Consider the following 15001-nt stretch of genomic DNA (forward strand, 5'->3'; position numbering starts at 1 on the left):
GCGTTCGACAACGCCCGCGCCACTATTTCCTGATTTCACGGTTGTACGTCTGATGATTCATCAGGAACCAGTGATGGCCGCCGTCTTTACTGAGCATCCGCCAGAAAGGACCGATATCCATCTTGAGATAACCACTTTCATCCAGACGCTTGCACACCTTTTTGCCGTTCTTAAGAGCGTCAACCAGGCATCGCGCCTTACGCCGAACGGCGGGAGTGACATGTTGCCGGGGACAGTAATCCACCAGTTCAATCATACGGTCTCCCGTTTATGGCCCTTGCGTTCGCGTTCCCGACACCAGGTGGTGACGCGCGTCCAGACGGCGGTTAAGGAGACATCATGCAGCTCAGCGGCAAGCATCATCACATCCAGCGCATCGTGGGAGTCCGGTGAGATGAGCCCCGATGAGTCCCACTGCGTCCAAATGCCGGCATCCGCCTCCTCATCCGGTGCCTGAGTCCGCCCCCGCGCCGTATCGATACCGTTCAGGCGTCGGCGGGCACTGACCTCTGCGGCACTCAGGCCAAAATAGGTTTGCATCAGCTCAATAGAGCCACCAAGAGCCAGTGCCCGGTCAATACGCTGCATCCGCTTCTGCTCAGTCCGCGACTGCTGGACGATGATCCAGAAGTTATCGTGATTAATGCTCAGATTAAGAACGGATACGCTGCTTTGCATCAGGTAATGCAGATCGTCAACGGTCAACTGACTCAGCTGACGCACTTCTTCAATCGTCATGCCCAGCGATTCGCAACGGCGGATATTGCCGGATTTCAGTTCCATAAGAAGATGTGTCAAAATTGCGTTTGTTGCCTGAGATAAGTTCTGGCTCACAGTAACCCCCCGTTAATCCCCAAATCCGCAAGTAACCAAAAATCCGTTATCCAGCTGGCAGAGCACACCAGTAAAATCAGCACATTACTCATCACCATTCCCTCCGGATATCGGGAGCAACAAGGCATGCGCCTTTGAGGGCTGACCGTTAATCCCCTGATTGATCTCTGCACGTTGCCCGGCTAACCACCCGGACATACGGGCTTTGGCATCCCCGCGACACCCTCTTGCCACACGGACGTTAACGTCTGACAGTTCCTGGTCTGCACATCGTTGTATCAGCCAGCTCCGCAGAACACCCGACTCCCTCTCTGAAGGCGCAAACGACTCAAGCACGTTCCATACCCCCACCACCCATCCCTCACGGAACTGGTCCGCCCGGTGACGTTTTGTCTGCAACTTGAGTCGCTTAAGCCGATAGGCGGTGCGCATATGAAACTCGGTGGCGTCTCTGAGCTGGCGGGATAAAACGGTAAAGACGTACAATGCCACCTCGGGACGCTCATTCAATCCATAAAAATGCAATGAGCGTCGCGGACGCGGTTGACCTGCGCGGTTGACGGTGTGGTACCAACTGAACCAGCAACGACATCCCGTTGCCATACATACGACGGCGGCCAGAGCATTCAGCCACCCCGGAATACTATAGGCATCGGTAAATACCTGATAACTCACCTGTTCATGAACGGCGGAAATCTCGACGTCATCTTGCGAAAGGTTATGTCGCTGCATCAGGATCTGGGCAAGGCGCACCGCACGGGCGGCCTCATACGCATTGTTGTTACGGGTGCCCAGTGCCATCAGCTTGCGGATACGACGCAGCAGCTTCTTATTGTCACTGATGGTCATAGCCCCTCCCGCTTCCGGTATGCTGATGGTATTCTCGGACTTCCTGACAGCCGACACAAAATCGGACACCGCGAACGGCCTGCCGCCGGGCCTCCGGGATGGTGGCTCCGCACTCCTCGCAGTAGTGTTGTGACGGCTTATCAGTACGCACGACATCGAGGATTTGACTCAGGCGGGCCCTGAGCTGCTGTTCTGTCACGGCCTGGGCCATTTCATCATTGAGATCAAAGGTCATGGGCACCTCCTTTCACTACATCGCGCTGAAGCTCACGCAAACGACGTAACACGCGGATAAGCCGCATCACCTTGACCACATGCAGATCGTCAAAAACGGGCTGGTCACTGATGGCTGGTGTTCCGAAAAAGTTGAGACAGAACATAAACATATTGAAAGGTTGATTCGGAATACTTCCTGTCATACCTGCCAGAAATAGCACAAATTCATTGCCGCTGTGCGCAGGGACGCTGTAGCCCGCCGCGCGTTCTGTCTTATCTTCATAAATGTTGTCTTCACAACCCATGCCCTCGGCCAGTTCAAACGCCAGCCGGTAAGCCATATCCTGCAGATGCTCGATATCGTCCTGTAATGCTGGGATGTGCCAGATATCATTGACCGGCTCCAGCCCCGTTGCCGCAAAGACCACGGAGGACACAGAGCGGTCGGTATCGTCAGAAGGTTCAGATAATGCGGAAAGCAGGCTGTCCGAACGAAAGCCTTGCGGGGCTTCAGTCTGCTCGCGGATAACGGCGGGGCCACCATAGAGATCTGGCTGGGTTTCGGTTCTGTCAGTGAGACGTTGCTGATCGCCATCCATCAGGACCTGTATGGAGGAAGGTAATGTCGGGACCCGCAACTCAGCCTTGTTATCTGGAGACGGCTCAGGTTGGGTGCCCACGCCGGTCAGGGTACCGGAACGCAGACCGGTGAGGTGCACTGTCCCATCAGGCTGAGGGGAAAACTGGGTGAGCGCTTTGCCTGACGGTGACGCCTGCGATACATGGACGACAGGCGGCTTAGGCGGGTCACCAAACATCTCCCGACGCTGCAGTTCTTTGGGGTCCAGTTCAATCAACCAGCGGTCATAATTCAGAGCGGGGTGCGGTAAGGCCTTGAGCAGTTCACCGATAAGCTCATCACGGAACATCTCTAAAGAATACGAATCGGGGTTATTGAATACACAACATGTATCAGAAAAAACCTCATCGAAATCACAGGCAGCAGATACATCAGGTGAGAATATTTTCCATGTCTTCTCAGACATTGAGCGTAAAGACAGTAAAGGTGTAACTTGAGAGCGACTTAATCCCGATTCAAGCAGGATCGGCATAAAGGGATATAAATAGGTTAAAGTATCCTCCATCCGGCTAATACCAGAAAAATGTATCGGGTAGCCCTGCTGATTGAGTAAATCCGACAGTTCACGCAAGGTGACACTTTTCCCTAACTCCTCTTCCCAAATAGTGCGCGCTTTATGGATACCAAAGGCCTTTTCAATATAGGTCAGGTCGCCACGTACTTCGTTTTCGGCCAGATGACCAATTACGCACTGCAGGCGGCCCGGCCACGGCTTAACAATGGTCTGAAATCGATAAAAACGATCCTCTCCAGTTTCCTGCCATAATTCGCACAGGATCTGATAGCGGGTATTACCTCCGTCGCTGAAGATATACACGTCCTCACCATCCGGATCTCGGGTCACCTTAGGGATAGAGTCCAGCCCGCGCGCACAGATTGAGGCTTTGATGGCATCATAGCGGGGGTTACGGGATGTACGCGGATTGTCGGGGTTTGGACGCAACTGATCTAACGTGAGCACCATCGCCATTTCACTGACCGGAGGAACCCGCGGTGAAACGTGACTTCCACTAACCTGCGAGGGTGATTTCCCCCGCTGTAGCATGGCATCGGAAAGATTCACTTTGTTGTATTTGCTCATCAGTACCCTCCCCCCTGAATAGCAGGAGCCTGAAGAGACTCAAAACGGGTAAAGCGGTTGTCAAAGCGCAATCTTACCGAGCCAATGGGCCCCTGACGTTGTTTGCCGATGATGACCTCAGCAAGACCTTTGTCTTCCGTATCCGGGTTATACACCTCATCACGGTAAACAAACATGATGACGTCCGCATCCTGCTCCAGTGCCCCGGAGTCGCGCAGATCACCGTTATTGGGCCGTTTATCGGCACGGGATTCCAGAGAACGATTAAGCTGTGAAAGAGCCAGAACCGGACATTTCATTTCCTTGGCCAGCGCCTTCAGCGAACGAGAAATCTCAGCAATCTCCTGCGTCCGGTTCTCCTGGTCAGGACAGCGCATCAGTTGTAAATAATCCACCATAATCAGCGAAGGCTTACCGTACTTACGGGCGCTTCGACGTACCCGTATGCGCAACATCGTTGGCGTCAGGTAGCTGCTGTCATCAATCACCAGCCGGTCGCGCCATTCATTCATAATGAGGCCGGCAGCACCACTGATGCGTGCCCAATCTTCATCGTGGAGAAGTCCACTCTTGAGACGCTGTAGTTCCACGTTCCCCAGACAGGAGAGCATGCGCATCAGCAGTTGTTCAGTCGGTTGTTCAAGGCTGTACACTTGAACAATACTGTCTTTTTGCTGTTCAAGTGCGCCGGTGACCATGCCCATCGCCAGCGCCGTTTTGCCCATCGACGGACGACCGGCCAGCAACACTAAATCACTGGCCTGCAGCCCGCAGGTGCGGGTATCGAGGTCATTAAAACCGGTCGGCGTGCCCGTTATTCCGTTCGGGGATTGATTGCGTATCTCCAGCTCACTGATAAGACGCTCCATCCCCTCAATCACCGAAGTGCCTTTTTCAGGCTCTGCTTTTTCAGCGATATCAATGATGCGTTTTTCAGCCAGTTCCAGAAGCGCAGAGATATCCGCGCGCGGGGCAGAAACCTCACGGGTCAGGTCACTGCCTAGCGCAGCGAGCTGACGTGCACGGCTGTACTTCGCCACAATTTCACTGTACGCCACAATATTGGCCGCACTGGGTGTGTTTTTACTGAGCGTGGCGGCATAGCCAAACCCGCCAATCAGCTCAAGCTGGTTCTGTTGCCCAAGGGACTCCGTCAGCGTGATAAGGTCAATAGGTTTGCCAGCATCAATGAGACGTTTCATTCCGCGGAAATAGATTTGATGCCCCTTGCTGAAAAAATCCTCAGCAGAAAGGATAAGAACAACATCATCCCAGCGATCGTTATCGAGCATTAAAGCACCCAACACACTCTGTTCAGCCTCAACGGACACTAGCCCACGCAGGGGTTCCATATTTGAATCAATCATGAAACACCTCCGAGGATTGGGCAAAAAAGGGTGCCAGACGGACAGTTGCTGGGAGTACACTCTCTTTAACTGGCTGCACGATTTCAGACCACCGAGTTTGGCTGCTCTGATCTGAAGATGCAGACAGCAGGCGTATATTCATTAACTTGATAAGTAATGTTCGAAACATCACCACCGAATTTATATTCATACGAGCGGGGAGCATCATTTTTCTTCCCCTTTTTCTGCCAAAGAATCAAAGCGGTCTCTCCACTCAGGAAAGAGTTCGCAGGCCAGTTGTCGCATGGTAGAAAATGCTGAATCACTGACACGCCCTGTTTTCTTTTCCAGCCGATGAGCAGGCTGACCCGCAGCATGCCCTTCGACATAAATTTCCAAGTCATAGATAAAGGTGCGGAGCAACGACACGCTGATTTGCTCGCTGTGAGCGCTGTACCTGCCATCGTTGATAATCTCTTCCAACTGCTGGTAAGTCTCACGAGCCAGACGGGTGTACTTCATGCAGTTAATCAGGATACGGATTTCGGGGAGTTTCAGGCCAAGTGCAGAAAAAGGCAGCAGATTTTCCATCATATTGATGGTGCCACGGATGAATTCCCTGACATCAGGCAGTACGGGTTTAACAACACCGATGGCCGTCCGCGTTGCCGCAAGAACAATCAGTTCAAGCATGATGGAACGAGCGCCCTGAGAATCAACGATGATGACGTCATAAGACTGGAAAAGGGGATGTTGCAGAACATTGCGTAAGCGTAAACGACCGTCAGGGGCATGCAGCATGGCGGTAGGAAGTTGGGCATGGGGATCGTTGGATACAATAATATCCAACCCCTCGATAATACTGTTGGAGATAATACTGGAGGGCTGGTTTAGATCAGCAGTCTGCATGAGCAACTCATACAAACCTTTGGGGGCTTCGTAGGTAAGGGAAAAAATACTGCTGGCCGTCGGCTGAGCATAGTCTCCATCGATAAGAAGCACTTTTAGCCCTGCATCGGCAAGAAAGCCGGCAAGGTTGGCGGCCTGAGTGGATTTACCTTCCCCACCCTTGGTAGAAATTACTGGAATTACATGCATTTAGGCACCTGATAATCTTCTCAGGATGCGAATTTACATTTAAATCACAAAACGTCAGAAAAACCAACAATTTGACACAGGGATTGAAAATCCCCGTGTCCTTGGTTCGATTCCGAGTCCGGGCACCACTATTTAAGCTGGTTTGTTACAGTGACTGAACATCAGTCTTAACAAGCGGGTGATTGGGTAGGAATACGATACGGTCGTCATTTCGCCACGTCGATTGAAAAAGTAATTAGCAATCAATTAGCTCACTTGTTAAATCAAGTGGGCTTTTATATTTTACGGTTACATAAAGTTTCCATTAACGTCAAATAAGCAAGAGTTAATCAGCCCTTCCCCTAACTCTACAACAACTTTTGCTCCCAAATATCCCGCAAGCTATCAACGCCCTCATCAAGATACCCAAAAGTCGCATAAATCAGAACGGCTTGTTCTGGAAAAACGCTAGACCCCTGATCAGCTTATATGACCGCCACACATGGAGCAGAGTATAAAACGAGAAAATGCACGGGAAAAGTACTGCGGCTGCTACGCAGGCGAGCTCACGCCAACGACGTGCTACTTTCTGGAGCAAGACCACCGGAATATTAAACGTCGGATGCGACCGATCTAGGATTCAAATCATTTCGACGAGTCCAGACGGCTCCTAGCCGACATCGAATGGGTTCACACGACACGAAAAGGGCAATATCAACACCCGCTAAGTGAAGGATTGCCCCCGCATAACAATCCTATTTGTTGGCGGCTTAAATAGCCTACAGCGCAACTTTTGCTAATTTCATGTTACTAATGCGACAAAGTTCCAGATACCAGCGGACACACTGAGCAATAATATTGAAGGCTTTTCGGATTAACGGTATGGGCAGGTAACATCGCAAAAAAAACAACATGTTACCTGATGACTCCTGAATGTGAAAAAACCACCTTTAAGAGCAATTCTTTTTTATTTATTTTTTATTTAAATTTTATTAAGACTCTATTTGTTTTGAAATCGATAAATTTCGATAACAATGAGCGAAATTAATGAATAGAGGCGAACGAACGTGCAAAGGTATGTTTTATGCAAAAAATATACTGATATTAAGGCTGGTACCAGAGTTCAACTGGTTTTAGCCATTTTACTCGTTTTGATTGGTTTAACGGGGCTAATATTTGCCCTGTTGTATTAGTGTCGGCATCGGCAATAGATGGCGCCAAGTATAAAACGAGAAAATACACGAAAAAAGTAGCTAAGAACACCTCAAGGGTGCGCTACGTCTATGACTCTTAAAATATAAAGACGCCTTAATACAGTTCTGGTTCAAATATTTATTTCACTTAATCGGACACCATTAATGCATAAATTCTATTGGACAAAATCATTCAAAATACCCTCGGGAGGCAAATTAGCAGCCCCATGCGCACAGCCGCGAACGCTCAAGGTTATTGCTTGGGTCAATATTCTATTCCAGTTACTGCTTCCTTTAAGTTTATCCTTCACGCCTACTATTGCCGCCGCGGCGACATCCAAGGCTGCCGCTATCAACAGCCCCACTGAATCTTATATTCTCGGCGTCGGCGAAAATGTGAATACTGTGGCTAAAAAGTACGGTATCTCTGTTGATGAACTGAAAAAAATCAATATATACCGCACCTTCGCCAAACCTTTTATGGCATTAACCGCCGGGGATGAAATTGATGTGCCCCGCAAAGTCTCCCCGTTCTCCATTGATAATCAAAAAAATATCAACACAGATATTTCTCTGGAAAATAAGCTGGCCGGTCATGCTCAAATCGGTGCCGCAGCATTAGCCAGTGGCCATATTGCCAAGTCCGGTGAGCAAATGGTGCGCTCTGCTGCCAACAATGAATTCAACAGTCAGGCACAACAATGGCTCAGTCAGTTCGGCACCGCCCGCGTACAAAAGCCATTGTGACCGATGCTGGCAATAACCTACTACCGGGCCATAGCGTGAGTTTTGCGGCCGACAATGGCGCGGCAGTGGTCACCGTCATTGGCACCACTGGGGCCGATGGGATAGCCACCGCCACAGTGACCAATATGACTGCGGGGACCACCTCGGTGACCGCTACCGTGAATGGCATAAGTCAGAACGTGGACACCACTTTTGGCCCGGACAATAACACCGCGCAAATTTCAGCAGCCAACCTAACTGTCGTGCGAGATAACGCTATCGCCGATGGCACCGAGACCAATGAGGTCAAAGCCATTGTGACCGATGCTGGCAATAACCTACTACCGGGCCATAGCGTGAGTTTTGCGGCCGACAATGGCGCGGCAGTGGTCACCGTCATTGGCACCACTGGGGCCGATGGGATAGCCACCGCCACAGTGACCAATATGACTGCGGGGACCACCTCGGTGACCGCTACCGTGAATGGCATAAGTCAGAGCGTGGACACCACTTTTGGCCCGGACAATAACACCGCGCAAATTACCGCAGCCAACCTAACTGTCGTGCGAGATAACGCTATCGCCGATGGCACCGAGACCAATGAGGTCAAAGCCATTGTGACCGATGCTGGCAATAACCTACTACCGGGTCAGACCGTGAGTTTCACTGCGAACAATGGGGCAACAGCGACCACCGTTATTGGCACCACTGGGGCCGACGGGATAGCCACCGCCATAGTGACTAATATGACTGCGGGGACCACCTCGGTGACCGCTACCGTGAATGGCATAAGTCAGAGCGTGGACACCACTTTTGGCCCGGACAATAACACCGCGCAAATTACCGCAGCCAACCTAACTGTCGTGCGAGATAACGCTATCGCCGATGGCACCGAGACCAATGAGGTCAAAGCCATTGTGACCGATGCTGGCAATAACCTACTACCGGGTCAGACCGTGAGTTTCACTGCGAACAATGGGGCAACAGCGACCACCGTTATTGGCACCACTGGGGCCGACGGGATAGCCACCGCCACAGTGACCAATATGACTGCGGGGACCACCTCGGTGACCGCTACCGTGAATGGTGTCAGCCAAACAAAAGGGGTTTATTTTACCCAAGTTCTTAATATTAGGATAGAAACGACCAAGGATAATGCAATTTCAGGGGAAGAGACCAATGAGGTCAAAGCTACTGTTTTAGACTCAGAAGGCAACAGAGTTGCCAATGTCAAAGTTGACTTTACCGCTTCATCCGACATTACACTCACGCCGTCTACTGGTATGACTAACTCCAGTGGAGAGATATTCGCTTCAGTATCTAAAAGCGGTTCGATAGGTGGCACAGCTACCATAACTGCCACTATTTCAGAACGCGCAGAAAATGACTCATTGCCTGTTAATTTCTTAACATTACGCCAAGTCAGTAGTGTCATCGCCCCAGGTAGTCAAAATTTTAGCTTTAATGAAGGGTTCCCAACGACCGGATATGCAAATGCCAAATTCCAAATAAACGCAACTGGGAATATAGCATCGAACACAAACTATACTTGGGCATCAAATGAAACCACGGCTATGAATGTTGATAATGAAGGCAATGTTACATTAATAGATAGTAACATTCGCAATAAATCGGTCAAAATAACAGCAAGAGATAATGTAAACGCCTATCGCTATGAGTTTAAGGTAACCAGTTGGTTTATGGTGGCGGCAGCATATAAAAAGTTTTCTGATGCCCAGGCTTTCTGTTCGTCCGCCGGAATGGTAATACCTTCACGGGGTCAATTGACTAAAGGTGAAGGTATACGTGGAATTGGTTCGTTGTGGTCTGAATGGCAGAGGCCAGCCAGTTGGGCTGCTGGTGATGTCAATACCGCGTATTGGAGTGATACCCAGCCTTCGGCAATGCCGGGCTATAGATATATGGTAAATATCGTTAACGGCGACGGTACTGCATACAAAGTAAGTGATGGTGCCTATTTGGAGTATGTATCATGTGTTAAGAATTAAGCGCATTCTGGTAAATTAGTTCTGGCATATGTGTTGGTAAATTAGCAACTGTTGGCTGCTTTTTTCGGCGGCCAACAGATAAAAGTATTATTCTGCTTCCAGTTAAACCTAACAACCGGCGCTATATCATCGCGAACATCGAGGTGGATTAAATCACCGGTTCTTATGCCAAATCAAACATCATCCGGTGATTGGATGCTTTACTGAATACTCTTCTTGGCTGACAGGAGTATCACCATGATTGATCACACCGGATTTCACGTCACCAATCTTGAAGACAGCAAACTGTTTTACAGCCGTGTTCTGGCAAGCCTTGGCCATATTGCCCGGCTTGAAATCCCAGATAAAGCCGTCGGTTTTGGTCCTGCCAGGCCCGATGAAGGGTCAGATCCGGGAGGTGCGTTCTGGATAACACAGGGCACCCCCTGCACGCCCCGGATGCACCTTGCCTTCAGCGCAAAAAATAAAGAGGAAGTGGACGCATTCCACTCTATCGCCCTCCAAGCCGGCGGAAAAGATAATGGCGTACCGGGATACCGGCCTCAGTATCACCACGGATATTATGCCGCATTTATCCTTGATCCTGACGGGTACAATATTGAGGCGGTTTACCACGAGACACGATAATCACTAGCGACTCGGAAGTATCTGGATTCCTCGTGGCTATGCACCGGTTATGAAAGAATATTTCTATTTAGCTGCGAATAAAAAGTAAAAGCCAATGGTCAGGGCTACTACTGCAGCCCTGTGCAGCCAAAAGGGTTCTGTACCATTCAGAATTCGTTAGAAAAACATCCTGACAGCGCAATAAATTAGCAATAGAGCCAGTATCCGATTAACCCATCGACCATGTCTGCGAAACAGTGATTGGAACAGATGGCCAGCCAGTGCCCAGACCAGATTCCCTACGCAGCCAATGACCGCGAGCAGAATGCTAACGGCAGTTACCCAGAAAATATCCTGCGTATAGGGCAAAACGAATGCAGACAGCGCGGTAATGCCGTAAAGAATAATCTTTACGTTGGCAAACTGCAGCCAGAAGCTGACCCAAAAGCTGAGGGGCCTCCCAGTACCACCTGAAGTGGCCGGTGAGCTGGTGGCAATTCGCCATGCAAGCCAGAAGATATACGCCGCTCCTATCCACACCAGCCACCGGGTGACTGACGGCAGCACACTGATCAAAGTATAGGTAAACATACCGCAAGCCAGCATAAGCACCAGGAAACCTGCACTCATGCCTGCCAGCACACGAAGGCTACGACGAAAACCATGCTGATTTACTGAACTAAGCGCCAGGATATTGTTAGGTCCTGGGGTCAGCGCGGTAATTAATGTATAGGTCAAAAAACCACTGATAATTGTTGGTGTCACTTGTATTCTCCTTGTTCCCGGAGCATATTAGCCGCCCATATACATTCAAAAAAGCGAATATTTTGAATGGCACAGTTTCAATATTTCGATGTTTTATGTGTGAGGAGGCTTTATGGATCTACGTCGTTTCATCACCTTTAAAACGGTTGTTGAAGAAGGATCTTTTGCTCAAGCCGCCCGCAAACTTTGCTGCACCCAATCAACGGTCACTTTTCAGATTCAACAGCTAGAACAGCAACTGTCATACCCGATTTTTGAAAAAGTGGGCCGCAGAATGGTGCTCACACCAGCCGGAAAATTGTTGCTACCGAGAGTAAGAGAATTGACTCGCGTATTGGAGGGAATTCGCCAGATTTCCGCCAGTGAGGAGGATGTGGCTGGTGACCTGCGGGTGATGGTCGGGGAAACATTACTGGCATATAAAATGCCGGATGTTCTCAGATTGTTCAGGATAAATGCGCCGAAAGTTCGCCTGTCGCTACAGTCAGTTAACTGTTATGCAATTAGAGACTCGCTCCTTACCGACAATACCGACTTGGGCGTTTTTTACCGCGTGGGGCATGATGATGCGCTACAGATGGAATATTTCGGGCAGCAGGAACTGGTGCTAGTGGCGTCACCGCAGCTTCAAGGATTTGATTTTACTAAGTTTGATCAGCATATTCCGGTAAGTTTCATTATCAATGAGCCTCAGTGTGTATTCAGGCAAATATTCGAATCCACGCTGCGAGAAAGAAAGATAACATTAGAAAATACAATTGAACTTTGGAGCATTGAGAGCATAAAAAGATGCGTGGCCAGCAATCTCGGTATCTCATTTCTGCCGCGTTTCAGTGTGTTGCGGGAATTGGAATCAGGTGAACTGAAAGAGCTGCCCTTCTCCTCCACATCACTGTCGATTACGGCGCTTTGCGCCCACCATGCCGGCCGAACGGTTACCCCAGCGATGAAAACATTCATTGATTGCATGCAACAATGCCTGGGTTAAGATATTTCCAGAACTGCCCGACACAGGGATTGAAAATCCCCGAGTCCTTGATTCGATTCCAGTAGACAGATAACAAAAGTTTACTGCGCATCAGAGGATGCGACCAGCAGTGCATATCGGTTTAATAACTGCGTAAACCGGCTGTCTATCTGCTGACGCAGTGCCGAAGGCGGGGTTTGCCCTGGCTGTGATTGCGCCTGATATTGCCGCAATAGCTCCTCCAGCGGAAGGGTCTTTTCCAGCGGCTGTTGGATGGCAAAAACCACCGATTTAAGTTCAGAGACGGTCATATACCGCCCTTTCTTCTCATCCAATCCATTCAGACGTTCTGCCAGCTGCCGTAAACGTTCTTGTGCCAGTGCGAATTGGCCCAACTCAGCCACAGGGGCGGCTGCGGCTGCTCGCTGTTGTTGCCAGAGAGAGGCCAATCGCTGGGCCTCCTGATTGGTTGGCCAAAGTTGTTGTGCCTGCGACAACAGCGCATCGCCTTGCGCCTGTGCCCACAATGGTGGCAATAGGGTTAATTGCTCGAGCTGCGAACCGGTGCCCTGCAACACCGGCTCAGCTAAAGCCGCCAATGCGGTGCCCGAAGTGTGTTTTTTCAACTCATCTATTGATTTGGCAGACAGAGAAACAGGTAAAGGTGCGGTACTGGCCAGCAATGCCTCCTGTAACGGATTGGCTGATACCGATTGCCAGATAAAGAATCCGCCGGCTACCAGCACCGCCATCAGTAATAAGCCAGCGACAAAACCGTGCTTAGCACTCCAGCGCGGGGCTGTAGGTGCCGGTAAAGCGACCTGAACTCGTGGGATGGCAGGTTCACTGACGATATAAACCAGTGGCTCACTGGCTGCCACCGGTGGGAATACAGGTTCGGGTTGAGATTCTGGGTCTGGTATAGCGGCATGCCGCGCGGGTATGCTTAATTGGGCGGAGGCATCAGAGGCCGCCTCGGCACTTTCCAAACGCAGTGCTGCGTTATGCAACATCAGGCGCACGCCGTCCAACTTACTCAGATGTTTCAGCTCCAGCATTTGCAACTGAGTACACAACTGTTCCAGAGCACGTTCTGCCCGGTAAATCAGCGCCAAATCACCGTAGCACGGAGTCATGGTGCGCCAGACTTGTTGCAGCCGGTCACTCAACCATGCCAATAACTCAATCCGGGCATGGGTTTGCGGTGGCCACAATCCGGTCCATTGATGAGAGACTAATCCCGCCAGCAGTTCCAGCCCTTCACACAACCCGGCCAGCCCAGCAAGATGAGTCCGGGCCAGAGTAAAATCAACCGTGGTCTGCAACTCAACCCCATTTTGGCGGAACAGCGCCAGACACAAATGCTCTACTCGCCCCCAATTAACATCTGGCCGAGCAGGATGATGTAACTTGCCTATCTCGTCACGTAAGGCGCTAAATTCAGCCAAGTGGCGAGGGTCGCCTCCGGTTTTGACAGTACGCCCAGCAGGCATCATGACAGTCATAGGTGTTCCTGTTGTTTAAGATGACGAACCAATACCCGCCCTTCCGGCATAAATACCGTGCCGTAACGCACCAATCCACGATCTTTCAGTTCAGCATCAATGGCATATTCCAGATGGCCGGGGGCGGTCTGCGGCAACAGCAACACCTGCAAACTTTTCAGTCGTGGCTCGTATTTCAATAATACATTAGAGAGGGTATCTATCAGTTGATGCGCCGAACCGGGCATACCTTGCAATATCTTAGTCATATCAGGCAACCCAAAATCTGGTAGATGTGAAATAGCTCCGGCTCGGGAATTCAAGATACGTTGGATATTATCTAGCACTGAGAGAAATATTTGGTCCTCTTCATTGACATCGCCGAGTGGTAACTCATCAGCAAAGTTGTTGGTAAGAACTTCATATAAAGAGGGGGAGCTTTGTTTCATATATCTACCTAGCTGAATATATATTACATTGATAACATGTCAGTGCAAAAAAAAAAATAATCGCTGACTTAATTCATAGAAAAACTTATCGCTACCATCACTTTCAGTGAAATAACACTTAATCACAAAAACAAAAGTCATAAATATAAATAGCCAGCAAATCTGACATAAGAAATAAACTTAGCCACCACCTTGGCTTAACTCTTAACGGAGCAACGGTGGAGTATAACTTAATGCTTTTAGTTTTAGTTACAAACATTCTATTTAACCAAACTAATGCTGAGCATCACTTCTACTTAATATGATTCTGTATTACCAACTGTCTTTCTTATTATTGATTTTATTTTTAATAGCAATACTTAACATCACAAAAAAACACCCCATCAATTCTATGATACTCTTGAATACACAGTTTTTTATTTTTCCCACACCCCATATTTTCTAGTCGAAAAAATAAAAACATATCCATTTACTACACTCCCCGCCATCAATATGACCCTGAGTGGATGCAATGAGTACCATTCAAAAAACAAATAACATATTCCAAAAAATAAAATTGCAAGGCCAATTCTAAACTCCACGAACAAAGTTACAAATAAAACAGGGGATGCAATCAATAAAAAATAGAAAGATATAAATATCATTCCAACACTTCTGTGGGAAGTAACACCAAACATACTCATATACAAGGCCGAGCCAAAGGTGTAACTACCAATCATAATGACCATTGATATAAAAAAATCATTAACTTTAAAAGAA

At 49.2% G+C, this 15001-nt stretch carries 14 protein-coding genes and 1 pseudogene; 5 read left to right on the top strand and 10 right to left on the bottom strand.

The window, feature by feature from the left end; translation table 11 throughout:
- Positions 1–22 precede the first annotated feature (22 nt).
- The 7 genes from D5F51_RS18310 to D5F51_RS18340 all read right to left on the bottom strand — a co-directional run bounded on the left by D5F51_RS18310 (position 23) and on the right by D5F51_RS18340 (position 6064).
- Positions 23–256 carry a ParE family toxin-like protein gene (locus tag D5F51_RS18310; RefSeq protein ID WP_264189800.1) on the bottom strand — a complete coding sequence of 78 codons (234 nt, stop codon included), beginning with the start codon at positions 254–256 and terminating at the stop codon, positions 23–25.
- Positions 253–834 (bottom strand): DUF2857 domain-containing protein, encoded by a 582-nt coding sequence (locus D5F51_RS18315; protein WP_129198304.1) that lies wholly within the window; start codon positions 832–834, stop codon positions 253–255. Before D5F51_RS18315 ends, D5F51_RS18310 begins: the two co-directional genes overlap by 4 nt.
- 84 nt (positions 835–918) lie before the next feature.
- Entirely contained in the window at positions 919–1683 is a 765-nt protein-coding gene (locus D5F51_RS18320) for a DUF2786 domain-containing protein (RefSeq protein ID WP_342770226.1), read from the bottom strand.
- On the bottom strand, positions 1670–1918 hold the full coding sequence (locus tag D5F51_RS18325) for a TraR/DksA C4-type zinc finger protein (RefSeq protein WP_129198306.1): 249 nt from the start codon (positions 1916–1918) through the stop codon (positions 1670–1672). Before D5F51_RS18325 ends, D5F51_RS18320 begins: the two co-directional genes overlap by 14 nt.
- Positions 1908–3620, bottom strand: a complete 1713-nt coding sequence (locus D5F51_RS18330; RefSeq protein WP_129198308.1) for a ParB family protein — start codon at positions 3618–3620, stop codon at positions 1908–1910. Before D5F51_RS18330 ends, D5F51_RS18325 begins: the two co-directional genes overlap by 11 nt.
- Entirely contained in the window at positions 3620–4987 is a 1368-nt protein-coding gene (gene dnaB-PI / locus D5F51_RS18335; protein ID WP_129198311.1) for an SPI-7-type island replicative DNA helicase, read from the bottom strand. Before dnaB-PI ends, D5F51_RS18330 begins: the two co-directional genes overlap by 1 nt.
- Positions 4988–5191: 204 nt before the next feature.
- Entirely contained in the window at positions 5192–6064 is an 873-nt protein-coding gene (locus D5F51_RS18340; protein ID WP_129198313.1) for a ParA family protein, read from the bottom strand.
- A gap of 568 nt (positions 6065–6632) precedes the next feature.
- Between D5F51_RS18340 and D5F51_RS22835 the strand changes: the two are divergent.
- The 4 genes and pseudogenes from D5F51_RS22835 to D5F51_RS18355 form a co-directional block, all read left to right on the top strand.
- Positions 6633–6817 (top strand): annotated as a pseudogene (locus D5F51_RS22835) (DDE-type integrase/transposase/recombinase); the annotation flags it as partial.
- Positions 6818–7401: 584 nt separating this feature from the next.
- Positions 7402–7983 carry an inverse autotransporter beta domain-containing protein gene (locus D5F51_RS18345; protein WP_245994827.1) on the top strand — a complete coding sequence of 194 codons (582 nt, stop codon included), beginning with the start codon at positions 7402–7404 and terminating at the stop codon, positions 7981–7983.
- Positions 7938–9971, top strand: a complete 2034-nt coding sequence (locus tag D5F51_RS18350; RefSeq protein WP_129198315.1) for a beta strand repeat-containing protein — start codon at positions 7938–7940, stop codon at positions 9969–9971. The genes D5F51_RS18345 and D5F51_RS18350 overlap by 46 nt, the downstream gene beginning before the upstream one ends.
- Positions 9972–10208: 237 nt before the next feature.
- A complete protein-coding gene (locus D5F51_RS18355) occupies positions 10209–10598 on the top strand; it encodes a VOC family protein (protein WP_129198317.1) in 390 nt (129 codons plus the stop codon).
- Positions 10599–10754: 156 nt separating this feature from the next.
- Here D5F51_RS18355 and eamB read toward each other — a convergent pair whose 3' ends face one another.
- Entirely contained in the window at positions 10755–11342 is a 588-nt protein-coding gene (gene eamB, locus D5F51_RS18360) for a cysteine/O-acetylserine transporter (protein WP_129198319.1), read from the bottom strand.
- 112 nt (positions 11343–11454) lie between these two features.
- On the opposite strand from eamB, the gene D5F51_RS18365 reads away from it, so the two are divergent.
- Complete coding sequence (locus tag D5F51_RS18365; RefSeq protein WP_129198322.1) at positions 11455–12330, top strand: LysR family transcriptional regulator; 876 nt, start codon at positions 11455–11457, stop codon at positions 12328–12330.
- Positions 12331–12410: 80 nt separating this feature from the next.
- On the opposite strand, the gene D5F51_RS18370 is transcribed toward D5F51_RS18365, so the two are convergent.
- A complete protein-coding gene (locus tag D5F51_RS18370; protein WP_129199469.1) occupies positions 12411–13805 on the bottom strand; it encodes a VasL domain-containing protein in 1395 nt (464 codons plus the stop codon).
- 5 nt (positions 13806–13810) lie between these two features.
- Entirely contained in the window at positions 13811–14242 is a 432-nt protein-coding gene (tssE, locus tag D5F51_RS18375) for a type VI secretion system baseplate subunit TssE (RefSeq protein ID WP_129198324.1), read from the bottom strand.
- Positions 14243–15001: the final 759 nt, after the last annotated feature.

The organism is Yersinia hibernica (genome assembly GCF_004124235.1).
GTDB lineage: Bacteria > Pseudomonadota > Gammaproteobacteria > Enterobacterales > Enterobacteriaceae > Yersinia > Yersinia hibernica.

Excerpts from the sequence above, each read along its gene's own strand:
- D5F51_RS18310 (WP_264189800.1), bottom strand. The coding sequence starts at position 256 with ATGATTGAACTGGTGGATTACTGTCCCCGGCAACATGTCACTCCCGCC.
- D5F51_RS18320 (WP_342770226.1), bottom strand. The coding sequence starts at position 1,683 with ATGACCATCAGTGACAATAAGAAGCTGCTGCGTCGTATCCGCAAGCTG.
- D5F51_RS18325 (WP_129198306.1), bottom strand. The coding sequence starts at position 1,918 with ATGACCTTTGATCTCAATGATGAAATGGCCCAGGCCGTGACAGAACAG.
- D5F51_RS18330 (WP_129198308.1), bottom strand. The coding sequence starts at position 3,620 with ATGAGCAAATACAACAAAGTGAATCTTTCCGATGCCATGCTACAGCGG.
- dnaB-PI (WP_129198311.1), bottom strand. The coding sequence starts at position 4,987 with ATGATTGATTCAAATATGGAACCCCTGCGTGGGCTAGTGTCCGTTGAG.
- D5F51_RS18340 (WP_129198313.1), bottom strand. The coding sequence starts at position 6,064 with ATGCATGTAATTCCAGTAATTTCTACCAAGGGTGGGGAAGGTAAATCC.
- D5F51_RS18345 (WP_245994827.1), top strand. The coding sequence starts at position 7,402 with ATGCATAAATTCTATTGGACAAAATCATTCAAAATACCCTCGGGAGGC.
- D5F51_RS18350 (WP_129198315.1), top strand. The coding sequence starts at position 7,938 with ATGGCTCAGTCAGTTCGGCACCGCCCGCGTACAAAAGCCATTGTGACC.
- D5F51_RS18355 (WP_129198317.1), top strand. The coding sequence starts at position 10,209 with ATGATTGATCACACCGGATTTCACGTCACCAATCTTGAAGACAGCAAA.
- D5F51_RS18365 (WP_129198322.1), top strand. The coding sequence starts at position 11,455 with ATGGATCTACGTCGTTTCATCACCTTTAAAACGGTTGTTGAAGAAGGA.
- D5F51_RS18370 (WP_129199469.1), bottom strand. The coding sequence starts at position 13,805 with ATGATGCCTGCTGGGCGTACTGTCAAAACCGGAGGCGACCCTCGCCAC.
- tssE (WP_129198324.1), bottom strand. The coding sequence starts at position 14,242 with ATGAAACAAAGCTCCCCCTCTTTATATGAAGTTCTTACCAACAACTTT.